The sequence below is a fragment of the Lutimaribacter marinistellae genome (genome assembly GCF_042648365.1).
Classification (GTDB): Bacteria; Pseudomonadota; Alphaproteobacteria; order Rhodobacterales; family Rhodobacteraceae; genus Lutimaribacter_A; species Lutimaribacter_A marinistellae.
Genome location: NZ_JBHRXI010000006.1, coordinates 75780 through 96576, shown reverse-complemented (window position 1 = coordinate 96576; position 20797 = coordinate 75780). Strand labels below are relative to the sequence as shown.

General features: G+C 63.5%; 22 protein-coding genes. 11 read left to right on the top strand and 11 right to left on the bottom strand.

Annotated features, from left to right (window positions below; genetic code table 11):
• Positions 1 to 12: 12 nt before the first annotated feature.
• Positions 13 to 1989, bottom strand: coding sequence for a TRAP transporter permease (locus ACFORG_RS07755; RefSeq protein ID WP_386734841.1), 1977 nt, complete (start codon positions 1987 to 1989; stop codon positions 13 to 15).
• 108 nt (positions 1990 to 2097) lie between these two features.
• Entirely contained in the window at positions 2098 to 3249 is a 1152-nt protein-coding gene (locus tag ACFORG_RS07750; protein WP_386734840.1) for a TAXI family TRAP transporter solute-binding subunit, read from the bottom strand.
• A 310-nt stretch (positions 3250 to 3559) separates the two neighbouring features.
• On the opposite strand from ACFORG_RS07750, the gene ACFORG_RS07745 reads away from it, so the two are divergent.
• Positions 3560 to 3970, top strand: a complete 411-nt coding sequence (locus ACFORG_RS07745; protein WP_386734839.1) for a response regulator — start codon at positions 3560 to 3562, stop codon at positions 3968 to 3970.
• 12 nt (positions 3971 to 3982) lie between these two features.
• Here ACFORG_RS07745 and ugpC read toward each other — a convergent pair whose 3' ends face one another.
• The 4 genes from ugpC to ugpB form a co-directional block, all read right to left on the bottom strand.
• On the bottom strand, positions 3983 to 5011 hold the full coding sequence (gene ugpC, locus ACFORG_RS07740; RefSeq protein WP_386734838.1) for a sn-glycerol-3-phosphate ABC transporter ATP-binding protein UgpC: 1029 nt from the start codon (positions 5009 to 5011) through the stop codon (positions 3983 to 3985).
• A 2-nt stretch (positions 5012 to 5013) separates the two neighbouring features.
• A complete protein-coding gene (gene ugpE, locus ACFORG_RS07735; RefSeq protein ID WP_386734837.1) occupies positions 5014 to 5859 on the bottom strand; it encodes a sn-glycerol-3-phosphate ABC transporter permease UgpE in 846 nt (281 codons plus the stop codon).
• Positions 5859 to 6743: a sn-glycerol-3-phosphate ABC transporter permease UgpA gene (gene ugpA, locus ACFORG_RS07730; RefSeq protein WP_386734836.1), complete on the bottom strand. Its 885-nt coding sequence runs from the start codon at positions 6741 to 6743 to the stop codon at positions 5859 to 5861. The genes ugpE and ugpA overlap by 1 nt, the downstream gene beginning before the upstream one ends.
• Before the next feature lie 89 nt (positions 6744 to 6832).
• The gene (ugpB, locus tag ACFORG_RS07725; RefSeq protein WP_386734835.1) at positions 6833 to 8143 is read right to left on the bottom strand and encodes a sn-glycerol-3-phosphate ABC transporter substrate-binding protein UgpB; all 1311 of its coding nucleotides are present in this window, start codon (positions 8141 to 8143) and stop codon (positions 6833 to 6835) included.
• Between the two features lie 146 nt (positions 8144 to 8289).
• Here ugpB and ACFORG_RS07720 point away from each other — a divergent pair, with 146 nt between their 5' ends.
• On the top strand, positions 8290 to 9237 hold the full coding sequence (locus tag ACFORG_RS07720) for a LysR family transcriptional regulator (protein WP_386734834.1): 948 nt from the start codon (positions 8290 to 8292) through the stop codon (positions 9235 to 9237).
• Positions 9238 to 9248: 11 nt separating this feature from the next.
• On the opposite strand, the gene ACFORG_RS07715 is transcribed toward ACFORG_RS07720, so the two are convergent.
• Positions 9249 to 10145 carry an AraC family transcriptional regulator gene (locus ACFORG_RS07715; protein WP_386734833.1) on the bottom strand — a complete coding sequence of 299 codons (897 nt, stop codon included), beginning with the start codon at positions 10143 to 10145 and terminating at the stop codon, positions 9249 to 9251.
• Between the two features lie 168 nt (positions 10146 to 10313).
• Between ACFORG_RS07715 and ACFORG_RS07710 the strand changes: the two genes are divergently transcribed.
• The 7 genes from ACFORG_RS07710 (at position 10314) to ACFORG_RS07680 (ending at position 15464) form a co-directional block, all read left to right on the top strand.
• On the top strand, positions 10314 to 11249 hold the full coding sequence (locus ACFORG_RS07710) for an alpha/beta hydrolase family protein (RefSeq protein ID WP_386734832.1): 936 nt from the start codon (positions 10314 to 10316) through the stop codon (positions 11247 to 11249).
• A gap of 96 nt (positions 11250 to 11345) precedes the next feature.
• Entirely contained in the window at positions 11346 to 11810 is a 465-nt protein-coding gene (locus ACFORG_RS07705) for a polyketide synthase (protein ID WP_386734831.1), read from the top strand.
• Between the two features lie 62 nt (positions 11811 to 11872).
• Positions 11873 to 12712 (top strand): MbnP family copper-binding protein, encoded by an 840-nt coding sequence (locus tag ACFORG_RS07700; RefSeq protein WP_386734830.1) that lies wholly within the window; start codon positions 11873 to 11875, stop codon positions 12710 to 12712.
• Complete coding sequence (locus ACFORG_RS07695) at positions 12712 to 13824, top strand: MbnH family di-heme enzyme (protein WP_386734829.1); 1113 nt, start codon at positions 12712 to 12714, stop codon at positions 13822 to 13824. The genes ACFORG_RS07700 and ACFORG_RS07695 overlap by 1 nt, the downstream gene beginning before the upstream one ends.
• Before the next feature lie 10 nt (positions 13825 to 13834).
• Entirely contained in the window at positions 13835 to 14302 is a 468-nt protein-coding gene (locus ACFORG_RS07690; RefSeq protein WP_386734828.1) for a copper chaperone PCu(A)C, read from the top strand.
• Between the two features lie 3 nt (positions 14303 to 14305).
• Entirely contained in the window at positions 14306 to 14689 is a 384-nt protein-coding gene (locus tag ACFORG_RS07685) for a hypothetical protein (protein ID WP_386734827.1), read from the top strand.
• A 58-nt stretch (positions 14690 to 14747) separates the two neighbouring features.
• On the top strand, positions 14748 to 15464 hold the full coding sequence (locus ACFORG_RS07680) for a Crp/Fnr family transcriptional regulator (RefSeq protein WP_386734825.1): 717 nt from the start codon (positions 14748 to 14750) through the stop codon (positions 15462 to 15464).
• A gap of 59 nt (positions 15465 to 15523) precedes the next feature.
• Here the strand turns inward: ACFORG_RS07680 and ACFORG_RS07675 are convergent, their stop codons facing one another.
• Complete coding sequence (locus tag ACFORG_RS07675; protein WP_386734824.1) at positions 15524 to 16453, bottom strand: LysR family transcriptional regulator; 930 nt, start codon at positions 16451 to 16453, stop codon at positions 15524 to 15526.
• A gap of 75 nt (positions 16454 to 16528) precedes the next feature.
• On the opposite strand from ACFORG_RS07675, the gene ACFORG_RS07670 reads away from it, so the two are divergent.
• Both ACFORG_RS07670 and ACFORG_RS07665 read left to right on the top strand, forming a co-directional pair.
• Positions 16529 to 17161: an NADPH-dependent F420 reductase gene (locus tag ACFORG_RS07670; RefSeq protein ID WP_386734823.1), complete on the top strand. Its 633-nt coding sequence runs from the start codon at positions 16529 to 16531 to the stop codon at positions 17159 to 17161.
• A 2-nt stretch (positions 17162 to 17163) separates the two neighbouring features.
• A complete protein-coding gene (locus tag ACFORG_RS07665) occupies positions 17164 to 17886 on the top strand; it encodes an SDR family oxidoreductase (RefSeq protein ID WP_386734822.1) in 723 nt (240 codons plus the stop codon).
• Positions 17887 to 17988: 102 nt separating this feature from the next.
• On the opposite strand, the gene ACFORG_RS07660 is transcribed toward ACFORG_RS07665, so the two are convergent.
• The 3 genes from ACFORG_RS07660 to ACFORG_RS07650 are packed head-to-tail and all read right to left on the bottom strand — an operon-like array spanning position 17989 to position 20779.
• On the bottom strand, positions 17989 to 18840 hold the full coding sequence (locus tag ACFORG_RS07660; protein WP_386734821.1) for an ABC transporter permease: 852 nt from the start codon (positions 18838 to 18840) through the stop codon (positions 17989 to 17991).
• Positions 18837 to 19694, bottom strand: a complete 858-nt coding sequence (locus ACFORG_RS07655) for an ABC transporter permease (RefSeq protein WP_386734820.1) — start codon at positions 19692 to 19694, stop codon at positions 18837 to 18839. Before ACFORG_RS07655 ends, ACFORG_RS07660 begins: the two co-directional genes overlap by 4 nt.
• The gene (locus ACFORG_RS07650; protein ID WP_386734819.1) at positions 19694 to 20779 is read right to left on the bottom strand and encodes an ABC transporter ATP-binding protein; all 1086 of its coding nucleotides are present in this window, start codon (positions 20777 to 20779) and stop codon (positions 19694 to 19696) included. Before ACFORG_RS07650 ends, ACFORG_RS07655 begins: the two co-directional genes overlap by 1 nt.
• Positions 20780 to 20797 lie beyond the last annotated feature (18 nt).

Genomic DNA, 20797 nt, shown 5'->3' with positions numbered 1-20797 from the left:
TTTCAAACGAACCTAGGTCGGCACTTGCTCCTCTCGGCTGCGATCTGACCAGGCCATGGCCAAGGGGACGGCGGCAAGACCCAGGCCGATCGCCGCACTGGTGGCAAAGCTGATGCCGATCAGGTCGATCTCGGGTTTCGCAAAGAACAAGCCGCCAAAGAACAGGGCCAGTCGCTGCGCGAACCCGACCACCCCTTTGCGCAGGGGGCCGATCAGGCTGATGTGACCCTGCAGCGCCATGCTCAGCAGCGCGACGCCGATAAGCGCCGAGGTCAGCGCGATCGCCACCTCCATCGGTGGGGCATGCCCGATCAAGGCCGGGTTCAGCACGAAGAAGAACGGAGCGATGTAGATGACCCCGCCGAGGCGCATTGCCTCGAACCCGGTGCGGATCGCATTGTCCCCGGCCATTGTCGCAGCGGCAAAGGCGCCAAGGGCGACGGGCGGGGTGATGTAGCTGACCATGCCCCAGTACAGGATGAACAGGTGCACCGCCAACTGGTTCAGCCCGCCCTGTTCCAGCGCGGGTGCCAAGACCACGGCAAGGAAGATGTAGCAGGCCGTGACCGTCATCCCCATGCCGAAGATGAACGCCGTCAGGGCCCCCATCAGCAGCAGGACAAAGGTGTTGTCGCCCGCGATGAACACCAGCTCGTTCACCAAGGTACCGGCCAGCCCGGTGGCCGAGAATGCGCCTACGATCAGGCCGACGCCAAGCAGGATCGCGGTCAATTCCGCCAGGCCCTGGCCGACGCCGACGATCATGTCACCGAGTTTCTTCAGGGAAAGGCGATGGCTGGGCAGGATCTGGTTGATGACCAGCAAAAGGGCGGTGGCATAGAAGGGCGCAGACGTCTCGCGCCGCAGCACGACCAGCATGAAGATCAGCACACCGAACACGCCGACATAGAGCCAGCCTCGCCGCAGCGTCTCGGTCAGACGGGGCAGGTCGACGGCAGCCATGCCCTTGAGCCCGCGCCGGGCGGAATAGCTGTCGATCTGCGCGAAAAGGCCGAAATAGAACAGCAGCGATGGGATCGCCGCCGCCAGCGCGATCTCGACATAGGGCCGCGACAGGAACGAGGCCATCACGAAGGCGGTGGCACCCATGATGGGCGGCATCAGCACGCCGCCGGTCGAGGCGCAGGCCTCGGTCGCGGCGGCCGTTCGTGGGGAAAAGCCCGATTTCTTCATCGCCGGGATCGACACCGCGCCCGTCGTCAGGACATTCGAGATCACGCTGCCCGACATGGACCCCATGAATCCGCTGGCAAAGATCGACACCTTTGCCGCGCCACCCCGGTAACGTCCGACCAGTGAAAGGGCCAGGTCGTTGAAGAACGCGCCGCCGCCGGTGCGTTGCAGAACCGCACCGAACAGGATGAAACCGATCACCACCCCGCCAAAGGCCCGCATCGGGATGCCAAAAGAGCTTTCGGCCGAATAGACGTGGTAGCTGATCGCCTCGGTCACGGTCGATTGAAATCCGGAAAACGGGTCCGGAACGTGCCCGGCAAAGGTCGGGTAGAAGGCAAAGAAAACCACGATCCCGAACAAGACCAGCCCGCCCGCGCGGCGCGTCGCCTCCAGCACCAGCGCGACAAAGACATAAGCCACGTATTGCGCGGTTTCGGGGGCAGCATATTCCCAGCCCTCCGACAAGTTGCGCTCCGCCGTCGCAGCAAGATAGCCGGTGATCCCGAGCGATGCCGCCATCAGCGCCCAGTCGAGCAGGCCGGGTTGCCCGCCCTTCGACCCGTCCGGCCGGAAGATCAGAAAGGAAATCGCAAGGAAGATCCCACCGAGGATGTACAGGTACCGCCCCTGCAACAGGACGATGCCGCCCATCTGAAGGTTGAACAGCTGGTTGATCACCAGCACGATGCCCGCCAGCGTGCCGATGATCACTGCGACACGCGCCGCGAAGGAAAGCGGCGTTTCGCGCGTGCCTCCTACATCCGCCTCGGATAGACGGTCGGGGTTTTCCATGATGCATGACCTCCCTCGGTGGCGCCTGCCTTTGATGGCTGCTTGTCGCGCCGCGTCGAAAAACCCCGCGCGAAACACGCGGGGTCCGTTTCCATCACGTCGATACGATCAGAATACGACGTCGAAACCGCCGGCTTCGAGTGCTTCGCGACGCTTGGTGGCCCATGCCTCGTCCCAGTTGTCGGGACCCTCGGCCGCAAGCTCTTCCCACGCCTTTTGCAGCGCCTCCTGCCGGGCGATCAGGCCGTCATTGTGCGCCTGCGCCTCGTCGTTCCACATGCCCGCTTCCTTGTAGTAGCGGATTGCACCGTCGTGATAGGGGACGACCCAGGTCATGTCCTGCTTGTCCAGCGCCCAGCCGTTGATGCCCGGCGCATTACCGGCATAGGCATCGAACAGCTCGACCATCGCCTTGGTCATGTTGTAGGCAAGGTCTTCTTCCGTCGATGCGGTGCCGACCAGAACCGGATAGGCATATCCCGCGCCCTGGTAGCCGTCGGTGCCGTCGATATTGGCGCCCACGATGGCCTTGTTCGGGCTGAAGAAGGGGGCAATCGCCTGCATCCGGCCAAGTCCGTCGGCATTGTCGGGATCGATCGGCGGCCATGTCAGGCCACGCGGGCTGGTCGCCGCTTCATACGCCATGCCCGAGTTGGTCGAGGCAAATGCCGCGTCGACCTGGCCTTCCATCAGGCCTTTCCAGGACGCACCGAAACCGCCGAAATCGACTCGCTCGACATCGTCCCAGGTCAGCCCGCCATAGGCCAGATAGGCCTCGGTATTGACGTTGAGTGCGGGCGCGCCCACCACCCAGGCAACGCGCTTGCCCTTGAGGTCGCTATAGCTTTCGACACCGATGTCACCTGCCACACCCACGGCCAGGTTGATTGCGCCACCGTTATTGGCCATCAGCACGCGGATCGGCTGCGGCCCCCAGTTTTCGGCGCCGAACTGGAACGCACCTTCCTGTGCCATGAAGCTGCCGCCAACACCGGTGGCCGAGAACTGTACTCGTCCCTGGCGAAGCGGTTCGGTCCGCGAAACGTCATTCTTGCCGGGCAGCACGCGCAGGTTCACGCCAAGTGCATTTTGCAGCGCGGCCCCGATGGCAACCGCCTGGTTGTAGCCCGCCGATCCGGTGTCATAGGCCGTCCAGGACATTTGCCGTGGCAGTTCGGCGGTGGTCTCCTGCGCGATGGCCGTGCCCGTGACCAGGCCCGCTACACTTGCCGCAAGGACGAAAGTCCGCATGATTGTCATATGTCTCCTCCCAGAGTCGTTTCGGGGTTTTCCCCGGATTGGCCTCTGCTCGCGCAGTTTGGGTGCGCTTTGCAGAATTGCGTTCCGCAATGCGATACTGGTGCTGCCGCAAAGTCAAGGTCGAAGTCGGATGACGTGCCGACCCGCTCCAGTACGAAGTTGCGACACTTGATTGTAGGCCGTCCGGATACGAAATCACGCTGCCGGGAACCGTATGCGCATTTGCAAGTTTGCTACGCAGATGCCGAACAGCGATGCACCCTTGCGCGCAACAGTTGCCTCGGCAAAATCAGGGCAGGAACAGACAGCGATGGATATGGTGGTGCAGCGCGAGGCTTCGCAATCAAAGGTCTTGGTGGTCGAGGATGAACTCATCATCGGTATGGACCTCGTCATGACACTGGAGGATTGGGGCTATCGCGCCGAAGGCCCCCTCAACAGCGTGGCCAAGGCGCTGGACTCGATCGAGAACGAAACACCCGATATCGCGATTCTCGACGTCAATCTCGGCAAGACCGAAACAAGCATGCCGTTGGCCGAAAGACTGACCGAGCTGGGCATTCCCTACGTCTTCCTGACCGGCTACGATCCGGCCCGGTACGAGAATGGCCCTGAAAACCTGCATGCCCCATACCTGCGCAAACCGCTCGACCAGGGCGCGCTTCAGGACCTCCTGCAGGAAATGGTGCCGGCCCATAACGCCCGGCACCGGGTCGGCTGACCCTCCTGATATCTATTCCGACACGCGGCGACCCTCTGCATCGAACAGGTGAAGATCGACCTTGGCCGCTGCGAAGCGCGCCGTGTCGCCGGGCGCGGGAACGGTCTCACCAGTGACACTTGCAATCACCTCTGTCGTCCCGTCCGGCAACATGCCGTGAATGTTCGACGTCGCGCCCAGCCGCTCGACCACCCGCACCGTCATCTCGACAGGCCCGGCCGGGTCGGCGATGAGGGCTTCGGGACGCACGCCGATCGTCATGCCGGCCGATGCAGTGTCATGCGCCGCCAGCCCCGGCACACGATCTGCGGGAATGATGTTCATCGGCGGTGAGCCGATAAAACCCGCCACGAACAGAGAGGCCGGCCTCGCGTAAACCTCCATCGGGGCGCCGACCTGTTCGATCCTGCCCGCATTCATCACCACCAGCTTGTCGGCAAGGGTCATCGCCTCCTGCTGGTCATGCGTCACGTAAAGCGCCGTGGTCTTCAGCCGTTGTTGCAGATCGCGGATCTCGACCCTTGTCTTGACCCGCAGTTTTGCATCGAGGTTTGACAGCGGCTCGTCGAAGAGAAACGCCGCAGGGTCGCGCACGATCGCGCGGCCCATGGCGACGCGCTGGCGCTGGCCGCCGGACAATTGCCGCGGCTTGCGTTGCAGGAAATCCTCCAGCCCCAGCACCTGGGCCGCCTCCCGGACCCGTCGCTGGATCTCGGGCTTGGCAGTGCCACGGTTGCGCAGCCCATAGGCCATGTTGTCGAAAACCGACATGTGGGGATAGAGCGCGTAGTTCTGGAACACCATCGAGATGTCACGCTCGACCGGCTCCAGCTCGTTCACCCGGCGCCCGCCAATGCGAATTTCCCCGTCGGTGATGGGCTCCAGCCCCGCCACCATGCGCAGCAGGGTCGACTTGCCGCAGCCTGATGGCCCGACAAGGACGCACAACTCGCCCGCCGCAATGGAAAGTTCAAGGTCGGGGATCACCTCGACATTGCCTGGATAGACCTTACGGACATTTTCGATCTGGATATCGGACATTGTTATTTCTCGACTTCGACAAGGCCGCGTACGAACAGGCGCTGCATTCCGATGATGACGGCGACGGGGGGCAGAAGGGCCAGGATCGCGGTTGCCATGATGAGGTTCCACATCGGTTGTTCCTCACCGGCATTGGCCATGCGCTGAATTCCCATCACCACGGTGTAGTAGCTTTCATCCGTGGTCACGAGCAGCGGCCACAGGTACTGGTTCCAGCCATAGATGAAAAGGATCACGAACAGAGCCGCCAAGTTGGTGCGCGACAGCGGGACAAGGATATCGCGAAAGAACTTCATTGGCCCCGCGCCATCGACTCTTGCGGCCTCGGTCAACTCCTCCGGAATGGTCATGAAGAACTGCCGGAACAGGAATGTCGCCGTGGCCGAGGCGATCAGGGGGATCGAAAGCCCGGCATAGGAATTGAGCATGCCAAGCTGCGCCACGACCTCGTAGGTGGGCAGGATCCGCACCTCCACCGGCAGCATCAGGGTGACGAAAATCGTCCAGAAGGCCAGAATGCGGAACGGAAACCGGAAATAGACCACCGCAAAGGCCGAGAGCAGCGATATGGCGATCTTTCCAAAGGTGATCGTCAGCGCCATGATGAACGAGTTGAACAGCATCAACCCGATAGGCGGCGCACCGGCATTGGACAGCCCTTCGCCCAGGACCTGCGCGTAATTCTCGAACAACTGGTCGCCGGGCAAAAGCGGTATGCCCGAATTGACCTCGCGCGCGGTGTGGGTTGACGCGACAAAGGCCAGCCAGATCGGAAAAACGAAGATCGTCACGCCAATGATGAGGATGACGTGCTGAACGACGTTCAAGATGGGTCGGTTCTCGATCATCAGTATTCCACCCGGCGTTCGATGTAACGGAACTGGATCGCCGTCAGCGCGATGACGATCACCATCAGGATGACGGATTGCGCTGCCGAAGAGCCAAGGTTCAGCCCCTCGAACGCATCGCGCCAGACCTTGTAGACCAGGATGTTCGTCGCGTTGCCCGGCCCGCCCGAGGTGGTGGCGTGCACGACCCCGAAGGTTTCGAAGAAGGCATAGACCACGTTCACGACGATCAGGAAAAACACGGTCGGCGAAAGCAGCGGCAGCTGGATCGACCAGAACCGTTTCACAGGCCCGGCCCCGTCGATGGCGGCAGCCTCGGTCAGCGATTTCGGGATCGCCTGCAGCCCGGCCAGAAAAAACAGGAAGTTGTAGCTGACCTGCCGCCACGTGGCCGCGATGACGATCAGCGCCATGGCGTCGCCACCGTCGAGGTAATGGTTCCAGTCATAGCCCAGCATGTCCATCGCATAGGCCGCGATGCCGATCGTGGGATTGAACAGGAACCACCACAGTACGCCGGCCACCGCAGGCGCGACCGCGTAGGGCCAGATCAACAGCGTCCGATAGGCGGTTGCAGTCCGGATCACCCGGTCGGCCATGATCGCTAGAATGAGCGCGATCAACATCCCCGAGGATGCGACCATCGCGCTATAGGCCATCGTGGTCCAGAAGCTCTCAAGGTAAAGCGGATCGCCGAACAGCCGTTCGAAATTGGCCATTCCCACGAACTCGGTCCGCAGTCCGAAGGCATCCTGACGCAGGACGGATTGATAGATCGCCTGGCTTGCCGGCCACAGGAAAAAGATGATCGTGATGATGATCTGCGGCGCGATCAGCGCGTAGGGCAGCCAGCGATGCCGGAAGGTAACTCTCTTTGCGCGCAAGGCGGGGCTCCGGTCGGGTAACGGAATTGGGTAATGGAAAAAGGCGGCCCGGTCGGGCCGGACCGCCCTTCAATCAGGTTGTGGGTGGATCAGCCGTTGCTGGCTTCGAAGTCGCGCAGAAGCTGGTTGCCGCGTTCCTGTGCGGCCTTCAGCGCCTCGGCGGCGGTCTTGTCGCCTGCCCACAGCGCTTCGAGCTCTTCGTTGATCACGTCGCGGACCTGGACGAAGTTACCGAAACGCACGCCCTTGGAGTTCGCGGTCGGCTCGTTCAGCGACAGCTGCTTGATCGCCGTGTCGGTGCCCGGGTTGCTCTCGTAAAAACCCTGCTCCTGGCTCAGCTCATAGGCGGCAGTGGTGATCGGAACGTAACCGGTCGCCTGGTGCCAGTCGGCCTGGACCTCGGGCAGCGAGACGTAGTTGAAGAACTCGGCCACACCCTGGTAATCGGCCTCGTCGTGACCTTCCAGAACCCACAGCGTCGCGCCGCCGATGATCGAGTTCTGGGCGGCGTCACGCGCCTCGGTGTTCACGGGCAGCATGGCCTGACCGAATGCGAACTCGGCCTGCTCCTTGATCCCGGAATAATAGGCCGAGGAGTTCATCCACATCGCGCATTCGCCCGACACGAAAAGCGGCAGGCTGTCACCGCGGCGGCCGCCATACTTGAAGGTGCCATCCTCCTGGCTGTCGGCGATGCGCTGCAGCAGGCTGGTCAGGTCTCCGCTTTCGGCAAACTGGAACTCGGTGTCGAACCCGGCAAAGCCGTTTTCCTTCGATCCGACGGGCTGGTCGTGCCACGCGAGGTAGTTCTCGAGCATGACCCAGGACTGCCAGCCGAACGAGAACGCGCAGTCATGGCCGTTGGCCTGCAGCTTCTCGGCCGCGGCGAACATCTCATCCCAGGTGCCGGGCACTTCGGTCACGCCAGCAGACTCCAGCAAGTCCTTGTTGTACCACATGACCGGGGTCGAAGAGTTGAAGGGCAGGGACAGCATGTCGCCTTCAGGCGTGGTGTAATAGGACTTCACCGCAGGCAGGTAGGCGTCCGCATCCCATTCGATATTGGCGCCTTCCATCATGCCCTGAACGGGGCGGACGGCGCCCTTCGCGGCCATCATGGTGGCGGTGCCCACCTCGAAGACCTGCACGACATGCGGCTGCTCGCCCGCACGGAAGGCGGCGATCGCTGCGGTCATGTTCTCGGTATAGTTGCCCTTGTAGGTGGGCACGACGGTGAATTCGTCCTGGCTTTCGTTGAAACCGTTGGCGATTTCCTCGACCTTCTCGCCAAGGGTTCCGCCCATTGCGTGCCAGAGCTGGATCTCGGTTTGCGCCAGCGCCGGAACGGCGGCGGTGGTCAGCAGGGCAGCCAGTGCAGTGGCGGTGCGATGCAGGGTCATGTCTCGTTTTCTCCCGTTAGACAAGATGTCCGTGGTGGTGTCTCGGTCGCGCGGTATCGCGCGATGTGGCATAGAAAGCGGGAAGCACCTCATGTTTCAAATGAAGTTCTTTTGACGCTGCTCATAACATCATGTTATCGGCGGGCATGATCGACGATCCTGCCCCCGGCGCATCGCTGCGCAGCACCCGCATCAGCCTGACACAGCTCGAGGCGTTTCAGGCGGTCGTGCAGGCGGGCAGCTTCACGCGCGCGGCGGCGCTTCTGGGCAAGTCGCAGCCTGCGGTCAGCCGCCTGATCGCTACCCTGTCCGATTCTGTCGGCGTGCGCCTGTTCGACCGCGACGGCGCGCAGGTGACACCCACCGCCGAGGCGCGGCTGCTGCTGACCGAGGCCGGGCGCGTCCTGCAATCGGCGGCAGGGTTCGAGCAATTGTCCCGCGACATCTCGGACCGGCAGGCAGGGCACCTGCGCATCGCCTGCCTGCCCGGCTTTGCGACCGTGCATTTGCCGGGTGTGCTGGCCCGGTTCCTCGAACAGCGCCCGAATGTCGAGGTCACGCTGGAACCCGACCGCCCCGAACGGATCCTCGACTGGATCGTCAGGGGCGAATGCGATCTCGCGCTGACCGCCTATTTCGCGGGCCACCCTGCGGTGGACGCCACCCGCGTCAACATGCGGACCGCCTGTATCCTGCCACCCGGACATGCCGCGGCCGACAAGGCCGAAATCGTTCCGGCCGACCTGCGCTCCGACCGGCTGATCCATACGCTGCGCGACGATCCGTTCTATACCGAGGTGATGACGGCATTCGAACAATGCGGCGTGACCCCCAAGGGCGGGGTAGAGACGCGCCAGTTCGGTACCGCCTGCCGCTTGGTGGCCGACGGCATCGGCGTCTCCATCGTCAGCGAACTAGACGCCGCCGAATACGCCTGGACCGGGCTCGTTTCCCGCCCTTTCTTTCCGCGGGTCGTGCATAATCTCGATATCCTGCGCTCGCGCCTCTCGCCGGTCTCGATGATCGCTCTGGAATTCGAGGATCTGTTCCTGCGCAGCCTCGATCCCTTCCGGGCGAGACCGGGACTGTTCTGACAGGCTGCGCATCAGGCCGGATAGGCCGTGTCCGCCGCCATGCTGGGCGGCAGTCCAAAGAAAGAGCTGAAGTCCCGGCTGAACTGGGCGGCGCTGGCATATCCCACCGCATGTGCGGTTTCTGCGACGCCGAGATTGTTGTGAACCAGCAGGCTCTTGGCCTGCATCAGACGTTTGCGCTTGAGGTATTGCAAGGGCGGCAGGCCCGTCACCGCCTTGAAGTGGCGATGAAAAGACGCGGCACTCATTCCGGCGGCCTTTGCCAGATCGTTCACACCGGGAAAGCTCTCCGGCGCGGCTTCGAGGTCGCGCAGGACACGCGCGATCCGCGCTTCGGGCCTGTCGCCGGAAAGTTGGCTCAGCAGTGCGCGGCCGTGCCGGTCAAGAAGGGCATGAAAGAAGATTTCCCTCAACGTGCCCGGTGACAGAACGGCGGTCTCGGCGGGGGTCAGCAACTGGCGAACAAGGCGCGTGACCGCATCCAGCATGGCCCCTGGCATGGTTAGCGGTTCGATGCCGAGACCGGGCTTTGCCGGCAAGGCCGGCAGGTCATGCGCCGCCAGATCCCCGGCAAGACCGAGAAGCATCTCAGGTTCGCCGCTCATGAAAATCCCGATCAGCGGGTCCTCTTTCGTGGCTATGGTCTCGCATTCGAAGTACAGCGGCAAACCCACGGCAAGATACTGCCCCGGTCCGTACTCGATCCGTCGCTCATCAAAGTAACCGACCTTGCAGCCCGAGACGATAACCGCGATGCCGGGCGCATAGCTCAGCGGTGCGCGGGCGACCGGCGCATCGGACCAGAACAGGCGCACCGATGGCGCGGCTGTTTCCACGAACCCGATGCTTGCGCGGCTGTCCTGCGCGTCGCGCAGCGCGCCCAGCTGCGTTTTCAGCTCCCCGTTCATCGCAAAATTCCCTTTGATCGTGACAGAATTTGGCACGTTTCACGCTCGCAGTCTTTCACAAAGACCAACTGTTGAGAGAATCGGGCATGAGCTTGAGAGAAATCGAAATTCAGACCGCCCCGGCAGGTCATTAAGTCTCCTCTGGTCCACGAAACAACGGAGACGAAGATGACTGACCAACAGAACATCCCCGCCGACAAGCTTGCCATCGTCAAGCCGCTGGCCGGTTTCGCCGTAAAGCCTGCCTTTCGCACGCCGGTGCACAAGACGCCCGCCGATCACGGGATCACCGAGTGGGAAGACATCTATTTCCCCTCCGACGATGGCACCCCGCTCGAGGGGTGGTATGTGCCCGCAGCGGGTGGCGAAAGCGACAGGCTGATCATCATGAACCACCCCATGCCGATGAGCCGCTCGGGCTTTACCGGCCATTACGGGGACCCCTGGAACCAGGTCGACGATATCGAGATCGACTTCGTGGCCCATATCGCGCATCTCGTCCGCGCGGGTTACAACGTGCTGGCCTACGACCTGCGCAACCACGGTATGTCCGGGGCCGCAAATGGCGGGATCTGCGGGATCGGGCGCTATGAATGGCGCGACTGCGTCGGTGCCAAGCGTTACGTCGACACGCATCCCCGCCTGTCGAAGATGAAGCTAGGCCTTTACAGCCAATGCACCGGCGGCAACGCCCAGTACGAGGCCATGTCACGGCGTCCCGACCTGTTCGGAAACGTGCTGTGCATGCTCAGCCCGCTGGTCGTGTCGATGACCGCGCTCATGGGATCCTTTGCCAAGCTTCAGGGCGTTGGTGAATACATGGAAGCGATGGATTTCGAGCAGAAGAAGCTGGGCGGTTTTGCCAATGCCGAGATGACGCCGCACTTGTTCGCACCCGATGTCACGGTCCCCACCTTCGTCGTTCAGGTCCATGACGATGCTTGGACAACACCCGAAGACGGCGAAAAGACCTTTGAGCTGCTGGGCAGCGCGGAAAAGGAATTCTTCTGGATCGAAGGCACGACACGGCGTTTCGATGGTTACAACTACTTTGGCGAACATCCCGAGCAGATGATCGCGTGGTTCGACAAGTACATGCGCTGAACACGGTGGCACCGGTCCGGCCCTCGGAACCCTCTGGCGCCCCAGGGCCGGTGTCATCCTTAGGCGGGTGATCTGTGCCACAGGGCGCAGCCGTAAATGACCGTTCCGGGTCAAGACCTGTCCCGGAACGGTCCCGCCTGGCACAGGCGCGCGCTCGGGAACACTTGCGAATTCGTGAACCTGTGCTATCCCGATCCGGCAATGAAGCTCTCGTCGCGGATAATCCCCTTGCGTGCGCTGGTCGTACTGCTGGTTGTCGCCTTGGCGACGACGGGCTTTGCGCACCGCTTCCTTACGCCCTCTCAGGCAGAGGCGATGGAGTTCGCCGTGACGTTCGGGCTGGATGCCTCGGGCATTTGTGGCGATGCGGGTGACATGGGCGCGGCGCCGGAATGTGGGGCCTGCCTTCTTCACGCCGCCATGTCGCTGCCCGAACCCGCTGTTGCGGTCATCATTGCCGAGCTTTCGCTCGATCCGGCCGAATGGGTGCCGCAACCGCTTCTCCTGCATGAACTGACCGCCGAGTCGATACGCCCGGCCCGCGCGCCTCCCATCGTCTGAATTTTCCCGACCCGTTCGTGAAAGACCCCGGCCCTTGCCGGATCAGACCTGTGGAGAGTCCCATGAAATACGCTATTCCCGCGGCCATAGCCGCCCTTCTTCCCGCAACCGTGGCGCTGGCAGATCAGCCGGTGACGATCAACTTCACCGCCGAGATCGGCGGTCAGCCTTTCGCCTGTGACGCCACATATACTGGCCTCGGAAAGAGCGAGGCCGAGGTACGCGCCACCGATTTCCGTCTCTATGTCAGCGACGTTGCGATGGTTGCTGCCGATGGCAGCCGCGCGCCGGTGACGCTGGACGAGACAGCATTCCAGCATGCCAGCGTGGCCCTGCTGGATTTCGAGGATGGAAAGGCCGCCTGCGCCAACGGCACGGGCCCGATGAACACGGCGCTGACCGGCACCGTAGCCGATGGCGAATACACCGGCGTCGCGTTCAAGGTGGGCGTTCCGTTCGAGATGAACCATGGCGACCCGACCGTCGCGCCGACCCCGCTGAACCTGACCTCGATGTTCTGGAACTGGCGCGGCGGGTACAAGTTCGTGCGCATCGACATGGTGCCGACGGACAAGGCGGAAACCGGGCCAAAGGGCTGGTTCCTGCATCTCGGTTCGACCATGTGCGCCTCGGCGGGCAAGACGGATGCCCCCGCCGCGCCCTGCAAGAATCCGAACCTGATCGACGTGTCGTTCGACGGCTTCGATCCGTCGACGCAGACGCTGGTGATCGACCCCGCGCCGGTCGTGGCGGGCGCAGACCTGCGCTTCAACACGCCCGAAACATCACCGGGCTGCATGTCTTTCCTGAACGATCCCGACTGCAACACGGTCATGACCAGGCTGGGCCTGCCGTTCAACGACATCGCCGCGGGCGATCAGAAACTAATCGCGGTGCGCTGATGCGTCCCGCCGTGCTGGGCGCGGCGGTCATGGGGATCCTGTCCGGGGCGGCCCTTGCCCTGGACACCGCGGCCTATGACTGGCCGCTGCCCGACTGGATGCCGCATCCGCCCGTGCCTCAGGACAACCCGATGAGCGCTGCCAAGGTGGATCTCGGCAGGCACCTGTTCTACGATTCCCGCCTCTCCGGTGATGGGACGGTCGCCTGCGCCTCCTGCCACGATCCGGCGCGTGCCTTCACCGACGGGCGCGAGACGTCCGTGGGACTTCACGGCACGCAGGGAAACCTCAACGCGCCAAGCCTTGCAAATGTGGCCTACCTGCCGGTGAACGCCTGGGCCAACCCGCACATGACATCGCTGGAGTTCCAGGCGCTCGTGCCGCTTTTCGGCGAGGCGCCCGTCGAGATGGGCGCGACCGGGCAGGAGGGGCGTATCTTCGCCATACTGGCGGCCGATCCCTATTACGCCGCGGCCTTTGGGCGGGCCTTTCCCGATCGTCCGGGGCCTGACCTCTTCACGGTGACCCGTGCGCTGGGCGCGTTCCAGCGCAGCCTGATGTCGTTTGACAGCCCTTATGACAGGTTCAAGTACGGCGGAGATATGGACGCGCTGTCCGACGCCGCAAAACGAGGCGAGCAGTTGTTCTTCGACCATCGGTTCGAATGCTATCACTGTCACCAGGGCGTCCTGTTCACCGACAATTTTCAGCGCGCGGACAGCCCATGGGTCGAGACCGGCTTTCATAACACCGGGCTATACGCCGACTATCCCGCCACCGCCCCCGGCCGGATCGAGTTTACCGGAGAGCCGTCGGATGCCGGTCTGTTCCGTACGCCCTCGCTGCGCAATGTCGCGGTCACCGCACCTTACATGCATGACGGCTCCATACCCGACCTGCACGGCGTGCTTGCCCACTACGCCAAGGGGGGCCGCGACGGACATGCGAACCAGGACGGGATGATCGTGGGCTTTACAGCCACCGACCGCGAAATTGCCGACATCATCGCCTTTCTCGAAAGCCTCACCGACGAGGCGTTCCTGAACAACCCGGACCACGCCGACCCGTGGCCCGAAGGCCACCCCGCCCGGATCGACCGGGCCGACCCCTGAGAGGATAAACATGAAACGCTTGATTCTGTCCCTGATCTTGCTGGCCTCGCCGCTGGCTGCCCACGACCAGATGAGCGGCGATCTGCACATCATTCACCCGTCGATGCCGCAGCCGCTTGCAACGGCCAGGTCCGCCGCCGGATACGTCACCATCTCGAACGAGGGCGACACGCCCGAGGAGTTGATCGGCATACGCTCTCCCTTTGCCAAGTCGACGACCCTGCACACGACGATCTTCGAGGACGGGATCGCCAGGATGCGTCCGCTGGTCGGCGTTCCCATCGCACCGGGCGAGGTGATCAACCTGGAACCGGGTGGAATGCACGTGATGTTCATGGGGCTCACCGGCACCGCGAATGAGGGCGACATGATCCCGGCCACGCTGATCTTTCGCAACGCCGGAGAGGTCGCCGTCGAATTCATGGTCGATCCTGCCGATGGCGCCGATCACTCCAGGATGGACCATTCCAACCACTGATCGATGCATCTCGCGGGGTTCATATCGCGCGCGCTGTTTGTCCTGGCGCTGATCTGTTCGGCCACGGTGCCGGACGGGTTCATGCGTGCGCAGGGCCCCGGCGGCATGAGTCTCGTCCTGTGCACGACCGATGGCACGCAAGAGGTTTGGCTGACCGATACGGGTGAGGTCGTCTCTGTCGAGGGGTCGGGAACCGGACATGACCCGCATGACGGCTCCTCCTGTGTACAGCTGACCGTCTCGAGCACTGAAAACCCGCCACATCCCGGTGCCCTGATCCGCCTGTCGCCTTGGCCGACCGTGCCGCCCCTCGCCGGTGAACAATGTCTCGCATCGGCGCACCACCCCAAACGCCATCGCACACGCGCCCCACCGCCCCCGGCCTGAATGCCTCGCCGGGGGCCATGCGCCCCTTGTCCAGTGATCCAAGACAAGGACGTTCAAGATGAACGCGATGAACCACAATTGGGCCGAGGCTTCGGCCCGCCCGAACGCGGCACGTCCCACCCTGTTTCGCGGGCTGCCGCGCAAAGACATCCGGCACCTTCTGAACATCTTCGAAGAGGACCGCCTCGCTGATGGCGATCCCCTGCCGCGCGGCAGGGCCGAGCCGCCCTTTGTCGGGCTGGTGCTCGATGGTGCGCTGCGCGAGGACGTGCGCACCCCGCAAGGGGGGACGCGCCTGTTTGCCCTGACATTCGCAGGCGAGGCGCTGTCACCACTCGGTCCGTGCCACAAGGGCGGCCGGCTGAGCGCGATGGGCGACACCCGGCTCCTGACCTGCGACCGCGCCGTGTTCGACGTGCTCGCCTCTTCGATTCCGCGGCTCTACATGAACCTGCTCGGCGTCATGCAGGACCAGATCACCGATGCCTATCGCTGGCAGACGCTGCTTGGCCGCAAAACGGCGACCGAACGGGTCGCCTCGATGCTGACCTGGTTCCACGCCCGCCAAGGGACACCGGCAGAGCTGACCCTGCCCCTGAGCCGGGCCGAACTTGGCGAGATGTCCGGCCTGACGCTGGAAACGGTTTCGCGCCAGTTCCGCAATCTGCAAAAGGCCGGGGTGATCGCCTTGCCGCGACCGCGCCAGGTGCGGGTTCTGGACACCGAAACCCTGATACATCTTTCGGGTGACGCACCGTTGGAGCATGCCGCCTGATCTGCTTGTGAAAGCATCGAAGAGCAATGGCAATGCGCCATTCCTCTGGTCGTTCCCTCTCAAGGCGGGGCAGGGAGGTCATGCTCCGCCAGCCTATCCACCAGCCAGCGGGTGCGGGGGTCGCGCTCGTTCCTGCGATGCCAGAATACCGACACCGGGAATGGGCGAACCGCGATCGGCGGCGCCGCGACGACCAGCCCGAAGCCCGGCGCAAAGCTGTGAGCGATACTGGTGGGCAGGGTCACCAAAGCGCCCGAAACAGACACCGCGGCAAGGGCTGGCAGGAAAGCCGGAAGCCCGAGGGAGACCCTGCGGCTTTGCCCGATCCGGTCCAGCTCTTCGTCGACGATGCCGCGCATTTCGCCCCCGGGAGAGACCAGCACATGATCCGCCGAGCAAAAAGCCTCCAGGCTGATCGCCGGTGCATCGGGCAGGGCGTCCGGCCTGCCCACCACGCAAAAGCTTTCCTTGTAAAGGCGCAGGCCGGAAATGCTGTCAGGCTGCTCCAGTAGAAACCCCAGCGCCAGATCGACGCGGTTATCCACCAGCGCATCGACCGCCGCATCGCGCCCCAGCGGCAGAACCGATAGATTCAGGCCAGGCGCATAGGTGCGCAGGAGTTGCGCCAGCTGCGGGATCAGAACCGCCTGTTGGGCATCAAGGGCGGCGATGCGCACCGTCCCGCGGGCGGTTGCGGGGTCGAAACGTTGTGCCGTTCCCAGCGCGCCCCGCAATGCCTCGACCGCGGCGGTCACCGGGGCCTCCAGCGCAAGCGCCGTGGCCGTGGGTTCCATCCCGTGGGGTCGGCGCAGGAACAATTCGTCCTTGAACAGGCTGCGCAAACGCTTAAGCGCCTGGCTGATCGCGGATTGCGTCAGGCCGAGCGACTCCGCCACATCGCTGGCCTTACGGTACTTCAATAGCCCCAGCAGCACCAGGAGCAGGGTCAGATCCAGGCGTCTGAGTTCGGTATCGCTTAAGTCAGTCATAAGACTAATTCGTTTTTCCTTCTTTCACCGCTTTCATATCTTGCGGCCAGAGACTGAAGCAAGGAGCAAGTCGAAATGCGCATCGCGATCATTGGAACCGGCAATGTGGGCGCCGCCATTGCCCGGGGTCTGGTAGGTAAGGGCCATGACGTGACCCTCGGCGCCCGCGAACCCGAAAATCCCGGCGTCACTGCCCTGGCGCAGGAAACCAGCACCATCGCGCTGGAACAGGCAGAGGCCGCCGCGACGGCCGAGATTGTTATCCTCGCCCTGCCATGGGCCGTGTCCGAGGGCGCGATAAAGGGGCTCGGCGATCTCTCCGGCAAGATCGTGATCGACTGCATGAATCCGCTTGGCATGATCGACGGCACCCTTGGGCTTACGGTCGGGCATGACACGTCCGGCGGCGAGATCGTGCAGGCTTTGTTGCCCGGTGCCCGCGTGGTCAAGACGCTTAACCAGGTCGGGGCAGAGATGATGGCCGACAATTCCGCCCTCCCGCATCGCCCGGTCATGTTCCTTGCGGGCAATGACGACATGGCCAAGGCGGCGGTGTCGGCCTTGCTGACAGATCTCGGTTTCGCGCCGCTGGATTCCGGCGACATCACGACATCCCGCCTGCTCGAACCGTTCGCCATGGTGTGGATCAACCAGGCCCTGATGCGCGGCAAGGGCCGCAGCTGGGCCTTTGCAGCCGTGGAGGGCTGAACATGACACTTGAAAACAAACACATCCTGATCGTTGGCGGTGCCAAGGGCATGGGGCTGGCAACCGCCCGCATGGCGGCCGAGGCCGGCGCAAAGGTGACGATCACCGCCCGTACCAAACCCTCGCTCGATACCGCCCTGTCGGTGCTGCCCGACAGTGTCGCAGGGGTGAAACTGGACTTCACCGATGCGGCCTCGGTCGAGAGGCTCGCGGCAGCGGTTCCGGCGCTCGATCACCTGGTCCTCTCGGCCTCCAGCAACGTGGCATGGGGTCCTTTCGCCGATGTGGACGAAAGCGGCTTGCGCGCGGCCTTCGACGCAAAGTTCTGGGGCTACTGGCGCGTGATCCGCGCCCTCGCACCCCGGATCGCGCGCGATGGCTCCATCACGCTGCTCACCGGTGCCGCGGCCCGTGCTGCGATGGTCGGCACGTCCGGGCTGGCGGCGGTCAACGGCGCGCTCGAGGCCATGGCAAAGACACTTGCGGTCGAACTCGCACCGCTGCGGGTCAACACCGTGTCACCCGGCATGACCGCGACCGAGGCCTATGCCGGAATGCCCGCCGAGGCCCGCGAAGGCATGTTCGCAGGGGCAGCGGCCGGTCTTCCCGTCGGCCGGATCGGCGCGCCCGAGGATATCGCGGGCGCGATCCTGATGGCGGCGGCGAACCCCTTCCTCACCGGTGCTACGCTGGACGTGGACGGCGGCGCGCACCTGGCGCGCTAAGCGATGGCGACTGCCACCGCGCGGCCAGATACGCGGCCGCGCGGTGTTCCGCTGCACAGGGTGTGGCCCTGCTCCTCTGGCAAACGCGGAACGCTCTGCGCTTCAAGGGCGGCGCTGGAACAGGATCACCAGCAGCGCCAGCAGCGACGACCCCAGCATCAGCAGCAGCGAAACGGCGTTCAGGAGCGGTGTCGAGCCTTCCTTGAGGCGGTCGAACATCGCGATGGTCAGCGGCGCGTCCGAGCCGACCAGCATCAGCGTGGTGTTGAAATTCTCGAAACTCATCAGAAACGCCACCACCACCGCACCGATGATCGCCGGGGCGAGAAATGGCAACGTGATCGTGCGCACCGCCGTCAGCCGGTCGGCCCCGAGATTCAGCGCCGCCTCCTCGAGCGTGCGATCGAATTTCTGCAACCGGGCCGAGATGACCAGCGTCGCGATGGTGGTGATGAAACTGAACTGCCCGAGAATCACCAGAAGGAGACCGGGGCGCAAAGCCTGAACATCCAACTGCGCGACGGACCACAACCCGTTGGCCAGCGTGGATGAGAACACGAGGATCGAGATGCCCAGAACGATGCCGGGGATCACCAGCGGCAACAGCATCAGCACGTAAAGCAGCCCCTTGCCGCGAAACTCGTAGCGGTTGAAAAGAAAGGCATTCGTGGTGCCCACAAAAACCGACAGCACCGATACGCAGGCCGCCACAAAGGCCGAGGTGCCGACAGCGCGCAGGATGCCGCGTTCGTGAAACACGCCGATCTGCGGGCGCTCATCGCCAAAGAACCAGTTCCACGTGAACCCCTCCCACGGCAGCGAGGGGAACTGGCTGTCATTGAAGGCAAAGACCGCCACAACCGTCAGCGGCAGGGCGAGATAGATAAAGAACAGCGCGACATAGCCGCCATATGCGATGCGAAATGTGCGCGAGGACGGTATCGTCGGGATCATCCCATCGTCTCCTTCAGCGTCCGGCCCGTCACCCGCAGCATCCCCCACACGATCACCGAGGACAGCACCAGCAGCATGAAGCCGAAGGCAGCCCCAAGCTCCCAGTTGGAGCGGACGATGAACTGGTTGTAGATCATCTCGGTGAACCACAGGCTGTCCTTGCCGCCCAGCATCGTCGGCGTCAGGTAATTGCCGAGCGACAGCATGAAAACGACGATACAGCCCGATACGATGCCGGGCATGGCATGCGGGATGATGATCTCGCGCAGCACTGACAGGCCGGTACCGCCAAGGTCATAGCCCGCTTCGACCACGCTGTCGTCAAGGCTTTCCAGCGTCGTGACCAGCGGCACCACCATGAACAGCATCGATGTGTAGACGAGGCCGACCATCATGGTGGCATCCGTGTACAGCAGTTCCACCGGCTGATCCGCCAGACCCACCCATTGCAGCAGGTTCGAAACAAGGCCGGTTTCGCGCAGCAGGATCATCCAGCCAAAGGTGCGGACCAGTTCCGACACGTAGAACGGGATCAGGCACAGCATGAAAAGGACCTGCTGCAACCGCCCCTTGGCCATCTTGGCGATGTAATAGGCCACCGGAAACGCGATCAGCAAGGTGATCGCGGTGGCCAGCACCGACATCACCGCCGTACGCCAGAACGTCCGCAGGTACAGCGGCTCGGTCAGGGCCTTTTCGTATTGCAGCAGGCTCGGCTCATAGACGCCAAAACTGACGCGCTCGCGCAAGCTGATCAGCGCCATGTCGATATGCGGAATGATGATCAGCAGGCCCAGCCACAAAACCAGCGGTGTCAGCAGCAGGAAAAACGCGATGCGGGACTGGTTGCGCATCACGCCGCCCCGAAACAGGTGGCCTGTCCCGCGCCCCAGCCGACATGCACCGTATCGCCGCGTTTCAGGGATGCGAATTCGCCCGACTGGGGCAGGGTGACCTCCAGCGTCTCGCCCACGCCGTCCTGAACCAGCACACGGCTGGCCGCACCGTTGAACAGGATGCTGGTCACCGTCCCCTCAAGGCTGTTGTCGAATCCCGACAGCGCCTCGGCACTGCCGGCAAGGCGGATCGCCTCCGGACGGACAAAGATCTCGGCCGCGCTGCCCTCGGACAGGCCCGCACCCGTGGCACGCATGGCAAGCCCGGTATCGGTGCGCAGCTGAACCGCGTCGCCCTCGATCCGTTCGATGCGCCCCTTCCAGCGGTTCGCCTCGCCGATGAACCCGGCGACAAAGGGCGTCTCGGGACGGTAATACAGGTCCTGCCCGGTACCGACCTGCTCGAACCGGCCTGCGTTCATCACGGCGATCTGGTCGGACATGACAAGCGCCTCGGACTGGTCATGCGTGATGTAGACGAACGTGGTGTCGAACGCCGCCTGCAGCGCCTTCAGCTCGACCTTCATGTGTTCGCGCAGCTTCAGGTCCAGCGCGCCCAGCGGTTCATCCAGCAACAGCACGTCCGGCTCCAGCACCATGCAGCGGGCGATGGCCACGCGCTGCTTCTGCCCGCCGGACAGCTCGTCAACCTTGCGCCCGCCGATCCCCGGCAGGCCGATGCGCTCCAGCGCCTCGTCGACCTTGCGCGCGATCTCGGCCTTGGCCATACCGCGCCGACGCAGCCCATAGCCGATATTGTCGGCGATGCTCATCATGGGAAACAGCGCAAGGTGCTGGAACACCATGTTCACCGGGCGCTTGTTCGGCGGCGTGTCCAGCACCGAACCGCCCTTGATCCGGATGTCACCGGATGACGGGTTGAGAAAACCCGCGATCATCCGCATGATCGTGGTCTTGCCGCAGCCCGAAGGCCCGAGGATAGAAAAGAAGCTGCCCGGCGGCACCGAGAAGGAGACGGTGTCGACAGCCGTCGTTTCGCCGAACCGCTTGACGAGATCGACGCATTCCAGATCAGGGGTCATGGGGAGTCCGTAAAAAGG